Raw genomic sequence first — 13,600 nt, 5'->3', positions numbered from 1 at the left:
CCCGCCATGGCCACGCGTAACGTGCACCGCCGCCACAAGCGGAAGCTGAAATCCGAGATCAACGTCGTGCCGTACATCGACGTGATGCTCGTCCTGCTCATCATCTTCATGGTCACCACGCCGATGATGAACCTGGGCGTGGATATCCAGCTGCCACAGACCAACGCCAAGTCCCTGCAGGACAAGAAGGACCCGGTCGTCGTTTCCGTCGACGAGGGTGGCCAGATCTACCTTACCGCCAACGGCACCAAGCGCGAGCCGGTCAGCGCGGACGAGTTCAAGAGCAAGATCACCGCCTTCCACGATGCCAATCCCGAGCTCCAGGTCCTGGTGGCGGGCGACCAGCGCGTGGGCTATGGCAAGGTCTACCAGATCCTCCCGATCCTCCAGGAAGCGGGCGTCTCCAAGATCGGCCTGATGAGCCAGCCGGAGTCGGGCGCGCAGAATGGAAAACCGTAACGGTACGCCGCGCGCGGTCGTCCTCGCCGCGCTCCTGCACATCGGCATCGTGGCCTTCCTCGGCCTCGCGATCATCCCGTGCTCGGACTACGAAAAGTGGGCCAACGCCCTGGGCTTGCCCGCGGCATGGAACCCATTGAAGTGTCCCGCGCCGATCCAGCTGCCCGGCCAGATCATCGAGGCCACACTGATCGGCCCCACGGGAGCGCCGCCGCCGAAGCACACCGCCAAGCCGGTGCCCAACACGGTGCCCCCGCCGCCCGCGCAGCCCACGCCCACGCCGCCGCAGCCCGAGAAACCCAAGGTCGAGACCCTGCCGCCGCCGCCGAAGGTGCCGGCCCTGAAGGACCAGGAAAAGGTGGTCGACGACGCCGTGCAGAAGGCTGAGGATGCCAAGCGCCTGCAGGAAGAGCAGCAGCGCCAGCGTCAGGCCGAGCTGGATGCGCAGCAGGAAGAGAAGAAAAAGGAAAAGCAGAAGCAGATCGACGAGATCTTCAAGCAGCTGGACGCCGCCAAGTCGCAGACCAAGCAGGCCGACAGCAAGAAGAAGCAGGCCGAACAGCAGCTGCAGGACCTCGCCAACGCCAAGGATGATGGCCGTGAAAACCTGCCGTACGCCGACAAGGTCCAGACCGGCCAGGCCGGCAAGGACGACAGCAAGCAGGCCCTGTACATCGCCGCGATCCAGAACGCCGTGACACCCAACTGGCTGCGGCCTGACAACATGCCGGACGCCCCATGCATGGTGCACATCACCCAGATCCCGGGTGGCCAGGTGCTCAGTGCGAAGGCGGACGCCAGCTGCCCGTACGATGCCGCGGGCCGGGCGTCGATCGAGAACGCCGTGTTGCGCGCCCAGCCCTTGCCGTACCAGGGCTTCGAGGATGTGTTCCAGCGCAACCTCACGTTCACGTTCCGGCCGCAATGATGTGACGCGCCCCGGCCCGGCAGGCGCCGGGCGGGGCGGTTCATAATCGGGTCATGCTGGCTTTCGCCAGCGGGTTAACATGCCGTCGCCGTCCCCTCTTCCCAGGTCGCAATGAATCCGCCCATGCGCAGAATGCTCCCCCGCCTAGCTCTCCTCCTGGTTGCCCTGACTGCCTTCGTGGCCGGTCCGGCAGCCGCCCAGTCGCTGAACGTCGACATCGTGGGCGGCCTGAAGACGGCCACTCCGATCGCCGTCGTGCCGTTTGCCCAGGCCGGTGGCGCGCCACTGCCTACCGACGTGGCCGACGTGATCCGCGCGGATTTCAACCGCTCGGGCAAGTTCCGCTCGCTGGACAAGGCCGACATCGTCGAAACCCCGTCACAGGGCGCGGACATCAAGTTCGCCACTTGGCGTCTGCTCAAGCAGGATTTCATCACCATCGGCCGCATCAGCGACGCTGGCGGTGGCAACCTCAAGGTCGATTACGAGCTGTGGGACGTCAACAAGCAGCAGAGCCTGCTGGCCCAGTCGTTCACTGCGCCCGCCGGTGACCTGCGCGGCGTGGCCCACCAGATCGCCGACCAGATCTATGAAAAGATCACCGGCGTGCGTGGTGCCTTCTGGACCCGTATCGCCTATATCACGGCCGTGGGCGTGGGTAACAACGCTACCTACTCGCTGATCGTCGCGGATTCCGATGGCTTCAATCCGCAGGTGGTGGCTCGCTCGCGGGAATCCCTGCTCTCGCCGGCCTGGTCGCCGGACGGCAGCAAGATCGCCTATGTTTCGTTCGAGAGCGGCAATTCGGCAGTCTACGTGCAGAACATCTCCACCGGCTCGCGCAGCCTGATCGCCTCGCATCCGCGTGGCATCAACAGTGCGCCGGCCTGGTCGCCGGACGGTCGCAAGCTGGCCGTCAGCCTGTCGTATGTGGGCAATCCGGAGATCTTCGTGATCGACGTGGCCAGCCACACCGAAACGCGGGTGACCAACAACTTCGCCATCGACACCGAGCCGACCTTCACCCCGGACGGCCAGAGCATCCTGTTCACCTCCGATCGCTCGGGTAAGCCGCAGATCTACCAGATGTCCGCTTCCGGCGGCGCCGCCACGCGTCTCACCTTCCAGGGTGGTTTCAACGCCAGCGCTTCGGTCAGTTACGACGGCAAGCAGATTGCGATGGTGCAGGGCAACGGGAACGTGTATCGTATCGCCATCATGGACCGCAGTCTGGGCGGGCAGGTGCGCTTCGTTTCCCCGGGTAACGTGGACGATTCGCCCAGCTTCGCGCCCAACGCCAGCATGCTGCTTTACGCTGCATCGCAGGGTACGCGTGGTGTCCTGTATGCGGTTTCGGCAGACGGTGCCGTGCGTCAGCGCCTTGTCCTTTCGGACGGCGACGTGCGCGAACCGTCGTGGGGACCCTATCGACAGCGCTGATGCCACGTTTCTACGGGAACGTGGTATCGGTAACGTCCAGGGAGGGGCGCGGGCATCCGCGCCTTTTCTGCGGACGACAATTAACCGGCAATCGCTGCAAGGCGGTTGCCGGAGCGAAGACGCAGGGTGCGGGACAGCGCCCCGTCGGCGTAGATGTAAGTAGAAAAACAGCCGGACAACCGGCGGTGCCTGTCCCGAAACCGAAAACCGACTGTCGGAACTCAACTGTTTTAAGGAACGTCCCATGAATAAGACTGTTACCGTCACCCTGGCTGCCCTGCTCTGCGTGGGCGCGGCCGCTTGCTCCAAGAAGCAGGTCAAGCCGGTCGCTCCGACCGAATCGCAGCCGGTCGCTCAGACCCAGGCTCCGATGAACGACGGCAAGTACCAGCCGTCCGACCTCGACACCGACGCTTGCCTGCGTCAGCGCGTCGTCTACTTCGACTTCGACAAGAACGAAGTGAAGCCGGAGTTCCAGCAGATCATCGCTTGCCACGCCAAGTACCTGCAGGATCGTCCGCAGTCGGCCATGACCCTCGAAGGCAACACCGACGAGCGCGGCACGCGTGAATACAACCTGGGCCTCGGCGAGCGTCGCGGCAATGCCGTGTCCAGCGCCATCCAGGCTGCCGGTGGTTCGGCTGGCCAGGTCAACGTCACCAGCTACGGCAAAGAGAAGCCGACCTGCCGTGAGCACAACGATGACTGCTGGTCCAAGAACCGTCGCGTCGAGATCGTCTACACCGCGAAGTAAGTGATGAAGAAGACTCTGGCTACCAGTTACATGGCCATGCTTTTTGCTTTGCCCGTCACCGCCCAGGACACCCGTCTGAGTCTCGCCGATCGCGTTGCGCGGCTCGAGCAGCAGTCGCAGGCCCAGGCCGGCACGACCACCCTGGTCAACCAGGTGAACGATCTGCAGCAGCAGGTCTCGCAGTTGCAGGGCCAGATCGAAGAGCTCCAGCACCAGAACCAGCAACTCCAGGATTCCCAGAAGGCACAGTACGCGGATGTCGATTCGCGGCTGGGTCGTATCGAAAAGGGCGGTGCCGCCGCCGGCCAGCCCGCCGCCGCGCAGGGCACGCCGCCGGCCGCCGCCCAGCCACCGGCCACGTCGTCGCAAGGTAACGCCGCAGCCGGCGCCGCAGGCGCGGCTGCCGGCAGTGCCTCCGCCGCGCCCCCCGCGGGCGCGCCGTCCCAGCCGGCCAATGCCGACCAGCAAGCCGCTTACGACGCCGCGTTCAAGTCGCTGCGCGCGGGCGATTACGTCACCGCGTCGCGTGGCTTCCGCGACTTCCTGGTCAAGTACCCGGATAGCCCGCTCGCCCCCAACGCCTACTACTGGCTGGGCGAGTCCTACTACGTGACCATGAACTACCCCGTGGCCATCGAGGCCTTCCAGCGCCTGGTCAAGCAGTATCCGCAGAGCGACAAGGTCTCCGACGGCCTGCTCAAGGTCGGCTATTGCCAGATCGAGCTGAAGCAGCAGGATGCCGCCATCGCCACGCTGAAGCAGGTCGGCACCAAGTATCCGGGCACCAAGGCCGCCGGCCTTGCACAGGAACGCCTGCGTCGCCTGCAGCGCCAGACGGCCAACTGATCCCATGACCGGTAGCACCGTACTACCGGCGGCTGTCCCGCCGGCTTCGCCCGTCGCGGAGCGGCTGCGGATCACCGAGATATTCCACTCCGTGCAGGGTGAGGCCGACGCCATAGGCTGGCCCACGGTATTCGTACGCCTTACCGGATGCCCGCTGCGCTGCGTGTGGTGCGATACCGAATATTCCTTCCACGGCGGCCAGTGGCACGACATTGACGCCATCGTCGCCGAGGTGGCCGGTTACGGTGCGCGCCATGTCTGCGTCACGGGCGGCGAGCCGCTGGCGCAGAAGCGCTGCCATATCCTCCTGCGCAAGCTGTGCGATGCCGGCCACGAGGTTTCCCTGGAAACCTCCGGCGCGCTCGATGTCGCCGATGTCGATCCGCGCGTCCGTAAGGTCATGGACCTGAAAGCTCCGGATTCCGGCGAAAGCGCGCGCAACCTCTGGTCCAACCTCGACCATCTGCTGCCGCACGACCAGGTGAAGTTCGTCATCGCCAGCCGCGGCGACTTCGAATGGTCGCGCGACATCGTCCGCGAGCACGCGCTGGATCGCCGCGCGATGGTGCTGTTTTCCCCGGTGTGGGGCAACGTCCAGCCGCGCGAACTCGCCGAGTGGATTCTCGCCGAACGCCTGCCCGTGCGCTTCCAGCTGCAGCTGCACAAGCTGCTGTGGAACGACGCCGCCGGCCACTGATACGACTGCAAGGGTATTGCCATGAATGCTTCGACCTCTCCCCGCAAGGCCGTGATCCTCGTGTCCGGCGGCATGGATTCGGCGGTCACCATCGCCATGGCCCGCGAGCAGGGTTTCGAGGTCTATGCCCTGAGTGTCGCTTACGGTCAGCGGCACAGCTCCGAACTGGAAGCGTCCGAGCGGGTGTCGACCATGCTCGGCGCGGTGACCCACAAGACCGTGAACATCGACCTGCGCAGCATCGGCGGTTCCGCCTTGACGGCGGACATCGACGTGCCCGAGGACGGCGGCGAAGGCATCCCCGTGACCTACGTGCCGGCGCGCAACACCATCATGCTGTCCATCGCGCTGGGCTGGGCCGAGGTGCTGGGCTCGTCTGACATCTTCTGTGGCGTCAATGCCGTGGATTACTCCGGCTACCCGGATTGCCGCCCCGCATTCGTCGAGTCGTTCCAGGCCTTGGCCAATGTGGCCACCAAGGCCGGTGTAGAAGGCGCGGGCATCCGCATCCATGCCCCGCTGATGCAGATGGGCAAGGACGACATCGTGCGCGAAGGCATGCGCCTGGGCGTGGACTTCTCGGCCACGGTCAGCTGCTACCAGGCCGATGCGCAGGGCCGTGCCTGCGGGCACTGCGATGCCTGCCGGCTGCGGGCGGAAGGATTTGCCAAGGCCGGCGTGCCGGACCCGACGCATTACGCCTGATGCGCTGAAGGCCAGCTTGCGTGATTCCCAGGCCCATTTTCGGCAGCAGAATGAGGCGCTTGCAAAAGTGCTGATAAGGTCGACGCATGACGTGGCTCGGTTTCGATTGCCATGACAACGGCGAGGGCTTTGGACCTCTGTCATCCGTACGTGCCGAATCGATGGGGACATGGAACATGAAAAAGGCTTTGCTGATTGCGACAGCTGCGGTTTCCTTTGCATATGCATCGTCCGCCATGGCGGCGGTGAACGATAAGCAGGATGCGCAGGCCATGCTCACAGGCGGACCCTTTACGTGGGTTGCCTATTTCAGCGTTCTTAATCCACCCTCGCGTTGTGTCACTGCCACGGAGGGTGGACAGGTAAATCTCTCGATCTGCGATGGCGGCCGGTATCAGATGTGGACGCACTCGCAGAATCAGCTCGGCGACGAGATCCGCAACGTGCAGTCAGACCTTTGTTTGCAGGGTGGCAGCCCCAGCAGCCCGTCGGTCACGACACAGGCCTGCAACGGCGGAAACGCGCAACGGTGGGTTTTGACGCAGGATCGCCTGGGCTGGTCCATGCGTAATGTTTCCACCGGGTACTGTCTCGACACCAATGGAAGCGCTGTCCTGCAGATTTATTGCGGTTTGGGTGACCCGGCGCGCCAACGTTGGGTTCAGCAGTAGGGCGTCGAAACGCGGAGCGTGCCGCTTTCGGTAAGTCTCTGATGCGGATGGTGGGTCGTGCCGGATTCGAACCGGCGACCTACGGATTAAAAGTCCGCTGCTCTACCAACTGAGCTAACGACCCATACGCGGCAAGCCGGCTAGTTTAGTGGTCCGGCCGGGACCGCACAACCCGCCAGGCACGCCGGTTCAGGTGGTGGCGACCAGGGCCTGAACGTCACGGCCCGCGGCGCGCCATGCACCGATGCCCCCGGTCAGCGGTCGCACGTTGCGGAAGCCAAGCTTGCCTAGCCGTTCGGCCACTTTCGCGGCCGATACCTCGTTCGGGCACGAGCAGTAGATCACCACGGCACTGTGCCTCGGCAAGGTGGCGATATCCGCCTCCGTCGTGGCGAAATCGAACAGCCGCGCGCCCGGGATCACGAAGGGGTCGTCGCGCCGGCTGATCGCGGTGCGCACATCCACGATCAGCGCACCGGGTTCGCTGGCGAGCAGGAGCGTCAGCTCGTCGACGGAGATGCGCGACCGCCGCATCCGTCGCAGGAGCAGCACACGTCGCGCATAGCGGAAGCCGATCCACAGCACCATGACCACGGCGGCAACCGCGGCCAGGCCGATGCCGAACTCGCGCAGGGCGATCAGCACCGCGTCGATCTGCCGGTAGCAGATCATGCCGACCGACAAGCCCACCGCGATCCACAGCGAGGCGCCGAGCAGGTCGTATAACGTGAAACGGACGAAGCGCGTGTCTCCCGCGCCGGCGATGGGTATGGTGACCAGCGACAGGCCGGGAATGAAGCGCGAGATCAGCAGCAGCTTGACCCCACGTTTTTCGAAGAAGCCGCTGGCGCGCCGTACACAGGTATCCGGCGAGAGCGACACCCGGCACAGGCCGTCCAGCACGCGGTAGCCGAAGTGCCGCCCGGTCAGGAACCAGGCCAGGTCGCCCAGGAAAGCGCCGGCCAGCGCCGCCACGAAGGTGGCGACAACCAGGACGGGGTTGTGCGAGGCGACCAGGGTGCTGCCGACCACGATGAGGGTGGGCATGGCGGGCACCGGCAGGCCGATCGCGCCGGCGAACACGCCGAGAAAGGCTACCGTCGGTGCCGCGTCCGTCCAGTTGATGCTCGCCACGCTGCGTACCTCGACCCATGTCCGTCAGTTCCGACACGATACGCCGGTGATGTTTCGCCGGACAGACGGCCAGGCCTCTCGGCCTAGGCCTTTTGGCAGCGGCGTATCACGGGTGGGTCGACAGGTCGTCGTCCAGGGTGCTCATGTCACCCAGGTGCTGCGCGGCCACGAGCGCCTCCAGCCGGTTGCGGACATGGAGCGCGCGGAAGATCGCCGCCAGGTGGATCTTGACCGTGCCCTCGCTGATCTCCAGCTCGCGCGCGATCAGTTTGTTCGGCCTGCCCTTGGCCAGCAGCTTCAGCACGTCCTGTTGCCGATCGGTCAGGATGCTGGTCAGGCGGTCTTTCAGCGCCATGCCTTCGCCGACGTCGCGCTGCATGATGAAGGGTGGCACGACATCCGCGGCGGCCTTCATCGCCTCCGGCGGTACATAGACACCACCACCGACCACCAGCCGCACGGCATTGAGGATGACGTCCGGCGGCGACGATTTCGGGATATACCCCTGCACGCCCAGTCCCAGGACACACCGGATCGAGGACGAATCTTCCGTGCCGGACAGCACGATGACCGGACGCATGCGTGCGATGCCGCTTTCGTCTTCGGCCTCACGCATCGCCGTCACGGCGTGCTTGATGTGTTCAACACCATCGGCGCCGGGCATGGCCATGTCGATCAGGGCGATGTCCGGCAGGGGACCGTCGCTGAGATGCTTCTGAAGCTGGGCCACCGTCTGGGCTTCGACGAAGGTGACGTGATCACCCAACTCGCGAAGCTTGAGCTTCACTCCCTCGATGATGAGTCGATGATCGTCCGCGATCAGTACGTGCATACAGCTCCTCCGCCTGCACGATCGCAGGCTTCCCCGTTCCCGCGAACATAGCCCTGTCGGTGGCCGTCGGCAAGCCGGCCATCCGGCTCAGGCGGGCGCATGATGGACAGCCCAGGCGGAAACCATGACTTCATGCAGGCGATCCGGGGATACGGGCTTGAACAGCACGCGCGTTGTTGCCGTATCCACGCTTTGCAGGAAGTCCACGCGCGTCTCGCCGGTAATGAGTACGCGTGCGAAGGGCGGCGGATCGCCCGGGCGTCGCCGGTAATAGCGATCCAGCAGTGCGATCACGTCCAGGCCGGTGCCTTCGCGCAGGCGCAGGTCGGAAATGACGATGTCGGGCGGCTGCATCCACTGGTGAATGGCCTCCATGGCCTGCTGTGCATCTTCGGCAGTCATTACCTCGCAGCCCCAGCTGCCAAGGAGAAAACTGATGCCGGCCAGGATGGAAGGCTCATCGTCGATCACGAGCACGCGCATGCCGGCTACATCGCGTGTCGCCGCCGGTGCCTGCATCGGAGGCTGGTGGAACTCGACGATGCCCGGGCGTGCTTCCGGCAGGGTCAGCGAGAACACGCTGCCCTTGCCGGGGCGTGACCGCACCGATGCCGTGCTGCCCAGCAATCCGGCCAGTCGCTGCACGGTGGACAGGCCCAGTCCGAGACCACGCCGGGTGCCCTCGGGGCGACCGGCCTCCGGGCTGCTTTCCACGCGATAGAACTCGTCGAAGATATGACGCAGGTGGTCGTCGCCGATGCCGGTACCGGTGTCCCACACGTCGATCCGCACCCGCCCGTCCATCCGTTTGCGGGCACCCACCAGCACGCCGCCGCAGCGCGTGTAGCGAAGGGCGTTGCTGACCAGGTTGTTGAGTATGCGGGCCAGCATGGTGCGGTCGCAGCGTACCCACAGTCCCGTGGTGCGGACGACCAGGCGCAGGTCGTGCTGCTCGGCGACCATGCGGAAGTTGACGCTCACTTCCTCGAACACGTCGTCGAGGGCTACGTCGCGCAGGACGGCCGGCATGGCGCCGGTCTCCAGGCGCGACAGGTCCAGCAACTCGCTGAACAGGTGATCCAGTGCCTCGACGCATTCCTGGATGTGCGCGATGCGGTTGAGCCGGAGCGGGTCGAACTCGTCCACCGCCAGGCCCGATGAAAACAGCGTCAGTGCGTACAGCGGCTGGCGCAGGTCGTGCGAGGCGGCGGCGAGGAAGCGGGCCTTGGCGACGCTGGCCGCTTCCAGCGCGGCGTTCTTGCGGGCCAGTTCCTCGGTGGCGGCGGCGATCTCCCGCTCCATGCCGATCTGCGCATGCAGCAGTTTGGACGCGGCGCCGTTGAAGCCGCGCTGCAGATCGCCGATCTCGGTGTCGTCGGTGACGGGCACCACCACAGTGCGGTCGCCCAGACCGAGCTGGCGTACGGCAATGGCCAGGTTGCGCAAGGGCGCGCTGAGCCAGCGCGCCGCCGACCACCCGATCATGGCCGCGATGAACAGGCTCAGCGCCAGCCAGAGGAGGGCGTTGTGCATACTGACGCGCTGCGCTTCGATGGCCTCCCCGATGCTGACGTCCACCGTAACCGAGCCCACCATCCGGTGGGTGAGTGGATCGACCACCTCGCGGGCGACGGTGAGCGTATCGTCGTCGCCCGCGGTGCCGTTGACCCGGTCGGCAAGGATCTCGCCATCCCGGTCGCTGATACGCACGCGGGACACCTGCGGCAACTGCACGATGGATTGCGCGATGCGCGCGATCTCGCGGCGCTCGCCGGTGCGCAGGGCGTCTCCGGATACGGAAGCCGATTGCTGGGCGATGGCATCCGCGGTCGACCGGCCCATCTCGTGCAGGTTGTCCATCTGGTGGCTGGTGAGCATCGTCACCAGCAGCACGGCGCTGATGGCGGTAGGCACCAGCGCCACGCAGGTCAGGCGCTGCACGAGCGACGTGCGGCGCCAAACCCTTTCCAGCCCTGACGACGCCGATACGTCACGCATGACATTCCCCCCGACGGCCCCTTGCCTGGCGCCGCGAGGCTACAGCCTAGCGCAGTTGTCCGTGTTCAGGCGCGCCGGCGGCGTGCCCGTACCGACCGCACGAGCAGGGGTAACAGGCTGACGACCACGAAGGCGCACAGCGGGAGCAGGATACGGACATCCAGCAGGCTGAAAGGGGCCGCTCCGCCGACGGTGGAGGCGAGCCCGGCGCCGATCGCACTCTCGATCACCAGCGATACCGTACCGCCTAGCCAGGTGGCCCCGATGAACAACCATACCGGGCAGCGCAGCCAGGCCAGGGCGACCGTCATCGCTCCCAGGGGCACCACGGGCACGAAGCGCAGGGCAAAGGTATAGCGCACGGGATGGCGGGCGAAGCCGTCGCGCAGCCTCGCCGCGAACTCCGGCGGTGCCCGCCCGCCTGCCCGAAAGGCGTGGCGGCTGGCGACATACAGCAGGAGCGAACCCGCGACGAGGGCTGCCGAAGACAACGCGCTGCCCTGCACGATGCCGAACAGCAGTCCCCCGGCCAGTACGACGACGATGGTGCCGGGAACCCCGGTGGCGATCGCCAGGGCCAGCACGCCCGCGTAGGTCGCCCGCGACAGCACGGGGTGGGCGGCAATGCCCGCTCGCAGCATGCCCTGCTCGGCAAGCAGGTGCTCGGGATGGAAGCGGTCCAGGGCGCCGCTGGCCAGCGCGACGACACCGGTCAGTATCATCAGCACCAGCGGCAGGGCGGCACGCCAGCGCGTCATCGGAGGCGTGGGCCGCTCAATACGTGGCTCCGGAGGCACCGTAGCGGCGCAAAACGTCCCGGGCGTCGTCGCGGCGTATGTCGCGACGCACGGCGATGCCGCGACGCTCAAGCTCACCGATCCAGTCGGCCGGAAGCGGACCTTCGTCGAACGCGGTCAGTTCCTCGACATCCTCAGAACGGGCGCCGATCAGCAGCTCGTCGATGCCGGCCCACACCGTGGCGCCGAAACACTGGCAGCACGGCTGCGAACTGGTGGCCAGCACGAAGCGCGAGCCGTCCTCATTGAGGCGGAAACGCTGAAGGCGCTGCTGTGCCGTCATGTACGCCATCATTTCGGCATGCGCCACGGAGCAGCTGTGCGGCACCACGCGATTGACGCCGATCGAGACGATGCGATCGGCGCCATCGAACACCACGGCACCGAACGGCCCGCCCGTGGCCAGGTCGACGTTGCGCGAGGACAGGTCGATGGCCAGGCCGACCTTGGCCTCGTCGCCGATGTAGGACACGGCGGTATCGACCGCTTCATGGACCCAGGCCGGCAGGGTGAGATGAACCTGTGCGTACAGCATCAGGCCTGCTTCGCCCAGGAATCGCGCAGGGTGACGATGCGGTTGAACACCGGCGCATCGGCGCGGTGGTCGTGCATGTCGGCCACGAAATATCCCAGCCGCTCGAACTGCACGCGCTCCTCCGCGGATGCCACGGCGGCCGCCGGTTCGACGTAGCCGCGGACGATGCGCCGCGATGCCGGGTTGAGGTGATCCTTGTAGGTCTTGCCGTCGCTGTCGTCGTCGGGGTCGGTGACGTCGAAAAGGCGGTCGTACAGGCGGATCTCCGCCGGCACGGCATCCCGCGCGCTCACCCAGTGGATGGTGCCCTTGACCTTGCGGTCGGCGCCGGGCATGCCGGTGCGCGAGGCGAGGTCGAGCGTGCAACGCAACTCGGTGATCTGGTCGTCCGCATCCTTGACCACCTCGTCGCAGCGGACGATGCCGACGCCGCGCAGGCGGACTTCGCCCTCCGGCTTGAGGCGATGGAAGCCCTTCGGCGGCACTTCGGCGAAGTCGTCACGCTCGATCCACAGCTCGGGCGAGAACGGCACGCTGCGGGTACCGAAGCTGTCGTCCTTCGGATGATTGGCAAAGGTAAGCGACTCGGCGTGCGCGGCGTCGAGGTTGGTGATGACCAGCTTCACCGGGTCGATCACGGCCAGGCGTCGCGGGGCGGCGCCGTCGAGGTCGTCGCGCACGGCGCCTTCCAGCACACTCATGTCGATGGTGCTGTTCTGCTTGCTGACGCCGATGCGCTCCCAGAACAGGCGGATACCCGCAGGGGTGAAACCGCGACGGCGGACGCCGGCGATGGTCGGCAGGCGGGGGTCGTCCCAGCCGTCCACCAGGCGCTCGGTGACCAGCGTGATCAGCTTGCGCTTGCTCATCACCGTGTAGTTGAGGTTGCCGCGGGAGAACTCGATCTGGCGTGGCTTGCTGGGTGCGGTCGGCACGCCGGCCGCCACCAGCGATTCCCACAGGGCCGGGTCGTTCGCGAGGTCCACATGGTCCACGCACCAGTCGTACAGCGGCCGGTGATCTTCGAACTCCAGGGTGCACAACGAATGCGTGATGCCTTCCAGCGCATCGGACAGCGAGTGCGCGAAGTCGTACATCGGGTAGATCGGCCAGGCGTCGCCGGTGTTCTGGTGGTGCACCTTGCGCACGCGGTAGAGCGCCGGGTCGCGCAGGTTGATGTTGCCCGAGGCCATGTCGATCTTCGCGCGCAACGTCTTGCTGCCGTCGGCGAACTCACCGGCGCGCATGCGCTGGAACAGGTCGAGGTTTTCCTCGATGGCGCGGTCGCGGAAGGGCGAGTTGCGGCCGGGTTCGGTCAGCGTGCCGCGATACTCGCGCACTTCCTCGGCCGAAAGGTCATCCACATAGGCCACGCCCTTGCGGATCAGCTTCAGGGCCGAACGGTAGAACACCTCGAAGTAATCCGAGGCGTGGCGCAGCTCCGCCCAGTCGAAGCCCAGCCAGGTGACGTCACGCTGGATGGCCTCGACGTATTCCACGTCCTCCTTCGAGGGGTTGGTGTCGTCGAAGCGCAGGTTGCACACGCCGGCGTAGTCGGTGGCCAGACCGAAGTTCAGGCAGATCGACTTGGCATGGCCCAGGTGCAGGTAACCGTTGGGCTCGGGCGGGAAGCGCGTGCGGATGGTCGCGTGTTTGCCGGCGGCGAGGTCGTCGCGGACGATCTGGCGAATGAAGTTCTGCGGCAGGACGGGCGTTTCGGTCGACATCGCTTGGACTCGGCAGGTAGGGCACGGCAAACGCGGAAGTTTACCTTCCTTGGGCGCGGCACGCTTGCCGCCGGGGG

Annotated in this window: 14 protein-coding genes and 1 tRNA gene; 8 read left to right on the top strand and 7 right to left on the bottom strand. The window is 66.0% G+C overall.

What is annotated here, in order from left to right:
• Positions 1-6 precede the first annotated feature (6 nt).
• From tolR to FA89_RS01500, 8 genes are all read left to right on the top strand, one after another.
• Positions 7-459 (top strand): protein TolR, encoded by a 453-nt coding sequence (gene tolR, locus FA89_RS01535; RefSeq protein ID WP_036137496.1) that lies wholly within the window; start codon positions 7-9, stop codon positions 457-459.
• On the top strand, positions 446-1,387 hold the full coding sequence (locus FA89_RS01530) for a cell envelope integrity protein TolA (protein ID WP_036137493.1): 942 nt from the start codon (positions 446-448) through the stop codon (positions 1,385-1,387). Before tolR ends, FA89_RS01530 begins: the two co-directional genes overlap by 14 nt.
• A gap of 111 nt (positions 1,388-1,498) precedes the next feature.
• Positions 1,499-2,827: a Tol-Pal system beta propeller repeat protein TolB gene (gene tolB / locus FA89_RS01525; protein ID WP_185754191.1), complete on the top strand. Its 1,329-nt coding sequence runs from the start codon at positions 1,499-1,501 to the stop codon at positions 2,825-2,827.
• 244 nt (positions 2,828-3,071) lie between these two features.
• The gene (pal, locus tag FA89_RS01520) at positions 3,072-3,581 is read left to right on the top strand and encodes a peptidoglycan-associated lipoprotein Pal (RefSeq protein ID WP_036137489.1); all 510 of its coding nucleotides are present in this window, start codon (positions 3,072-3,074) and stop codon (positions 3,579-3,581) included.
• A gap of 3 nt (positions 3,582-3,584) precedes the next feature.
• Positions 3,585-4,427, top strand: coding sequence for a tol-pal system protein YbgF (gene ybgF, locus FA89_RS01515; protein WP_036137487.1), 843 nt, complete (start codon positions 3,585-3,587; stop codon positions 4,425-4,427).
• Between the two features lie 4 nt (positions 4,428-4,431).
• Complete coding sequence (queE, locus tag FA89_RS01510) at positions 4,432-5,124, top strand: 7-carboxy-7-deazaguanine synthase QueE (protein WP_036137484.1); 693 nt, start codon at positions 4,432-4,434, stop codon at positions 5,122-5,124.
• 21 nt (positions 5,125-5,145) lie between these two features.
• Entirely contained in the window at positions 5,146-5,829 is a 684-nt protein-coding gene (gene queC / locus FA89_RS01505) for a 7-cyano-7-deazaguanine synthase QueC (RefSeq protein WP_036137481.1), read from the top strand.
• An 86-nt stretch (positions 5,830-5,915) separates the two neighbouring features.
• On the top strand, positions 5,916-6,500 hold the full coding sequence (locus FA89_RS01500; protein ID WP_081916300.1) for an RICIN domain-containing protein: 585 nt from the start codon (positions 5,916-5,918) through the stop codon (positions 6,498-6,500).
• Between the two features lie 48 nt (positions 6,501-6,548).
• Here the strand turns inward: FA89_RS01500 and FA89_RS01495 are convergent.
• From FA89_RS01495 to FA89_RS01465, 7 genes are all read right to left on the bottom strand, one after another.
• Positions 6,549-6,624 (bottom strand) — tRNA-Lys (locus FA89_RS01495).
• A gap of 65 nt (positions 6,625-6,689) precedes the next feature.
• Complete coding sequence (locus FA89_RS01490) at positions 6,690-7,634, bottom strand: DedA family protein/thiosulfate sulfurtransferase GlpE (RefSeq protein WP_036137478.1); 945 nt, start codon at positions 7,632-7,634, stop codon at positions 6,690-6,692.
• A 106-nt stretch (positions 7,635-7,740) separates the two neighbouring features.
• On the bottom strand, positions 7,741-8,466 hold the full coding sequence (locus FA89_RS01485) for a LuxR C-terminal-related transcriptional regulator (protein WP_051938448.1): 726 nt from the start codon (positions 8,464-8,466) through the stop codon (positions 7,741-7,743).
• A gap of 87 nt (positions 8,467-8,553) precedes the next feature.
• On the bottom strand, positions 8,554-10,464 hold the full coding sequence (locus tag FA89_RS01480; protein WP_036137476.1) for an ATP-binding response regulator: 1,911 nt from the start codon (positions 10,462-10,464) through the stop codon (positions 8,554-8,556).
• A gap of 65 nt (positions 10,465-10,529) precedes the next feature.
• Positions 10,530-11,222: a TVP38/TMEM64 family protein gene (locus tag FA89_RS01475; protein ID WP_036137474.1), complete on the bottom strand. Its 693-nt coding sequence runs from the start codon at positions 11,220-11,222 to the stop codon at positions 10,530-10,532.
• Positions 11,223-11,238: 16 nt separating this feature from the next.
• Positions 11,239-11,796, bottom strand: a complete 558-nt coding sequence (locus FA89_RS01470; protein ID WP_036137471.1) for a nucleoside deaminase — start codon at positions 11,794-11,796, stop codon at positions 11,239-11,241.
• Positions 11,796-13,523 carry a glutamine--tRNA ligase/YqeY domain fusion protein gene (locus tag FA89_RS01465; RefSeq protein ID WP_036137470.1) on the bottom strand — a complete coding sequence of 576 codons (1,728 nt, stop codon included), beginning with the start codon at positions 13,521-13,523 and terminating at the stop codon, positions 11,796-11,798. The genes FA89_RS01470 and FA89_RS01465 overlap by 1 nt, the downstream gene beginning before the upstream one ends.
• Positions 13,524-13,600 lie beyond the last annotated feature (77 nt).

The sequence above is a fragment of the Luteibacter sp. 9135 genome, from assembly GCF_000745005.1.
Lineage (GTDB): Bacteria > Pseudomonadota > Gammaproteobacteria > Xanthomonadales > Rhodanobacteraceae > Luteibacter.
The sequence above is the reverse complement of the archived record's forward strand: the minus strand, read 5'-3'. Positions and strand labels throughout refer to the sequence as shown.

Bases quoted from the DNA above. Each gene is read 5' to 3' on its own strand.
- tolR (WP_036137496.1), top strand. From the start codon at position 7: ATGGCCACGCGTAACGTGCACCGCCGCCACAAGCGGAAGCTGAAATCC.
- FA89_RS01530 (WP_036137493.1), top strand. From the start codon at position 446: ATGGAAAACCGTAACGGTACGCCGCGCGCGGTCGTCCTCGCCGCGCTC.
- tolB (WP_185754191.1), top strand. From the start codon at position 1,499: ATGAATCCGCCCATGCGCAGAATGCTCCCCCGCCTAGCTCTCCTCCTG.
- pal (WP_036137489.1), top strand. From the start codon at position 3,072: ATGAATAAGACTGTTACCGTCACCCTGGCTGCCCTGCTCTGCGTGGGC.
- ybgF (WP_036137487.1), top strand. From the start codon at position 3,585: ATGAAGAAGACTCTGGCTACCAGTTACATGGCCATGCTTTTTGCTTTG.
- queE (WP_036137484.1), top strand. From the start codon at position 4,432: ATGACCGGTAGCACCGTACTACCGGCGGCTGTCCCGCCGGCTTCGCCC.
- queC (WP_036137481.1), top strand. From the start codon at position 5,146: ATGAATGCTTCGACCTCTCCCCGCAAGGCCGTGATCCTCGTGTCCGGC.
- FA89_RS01500 (WP_081916300.1), top strand. From the start codon at position 5,916: ATGACGTGGCTCGGTTTCGATTGCCATGACAACGGCGAGGGCTTTGGA.
- FA89_RS01485 (WP_051938448.1), bottom strand. From the start codon at position 8,466: ATGCACGTACTGATCGCGGACGATCATCGACTCATCATCGAGGGAGTG.
- FA89_RS01480 (WP_036137476.1), bottom strand. From the start codon at position 10,464: ATGCGTGACGTATCGGCGTCGTCAGGGCTGGAAAGGGTTTGGCGCCGC.
- FA89_RS01475 (WP_036137474.1), bottom strand. From the start codon at position 11,222: ATGACGCGCTGGCGTGCCGCCCTGCCGCTGGTGCTGATGATACTGACC.
- FA89_RS01470 (WP_036137471.1), bottom strand. From the start codon at position 11,796: ATGCTGTACGCACAGGTTCATCTCACCCTGCCGGCCTGGGTCCATGAA.
- FA89_RS01465 (WP_036137470.1), bottom strand. From the start codon at position 13,523: ATGTCGACCGAAACGCCCGTCCTGCCGCAGAACTTCATTCGCCAGATC.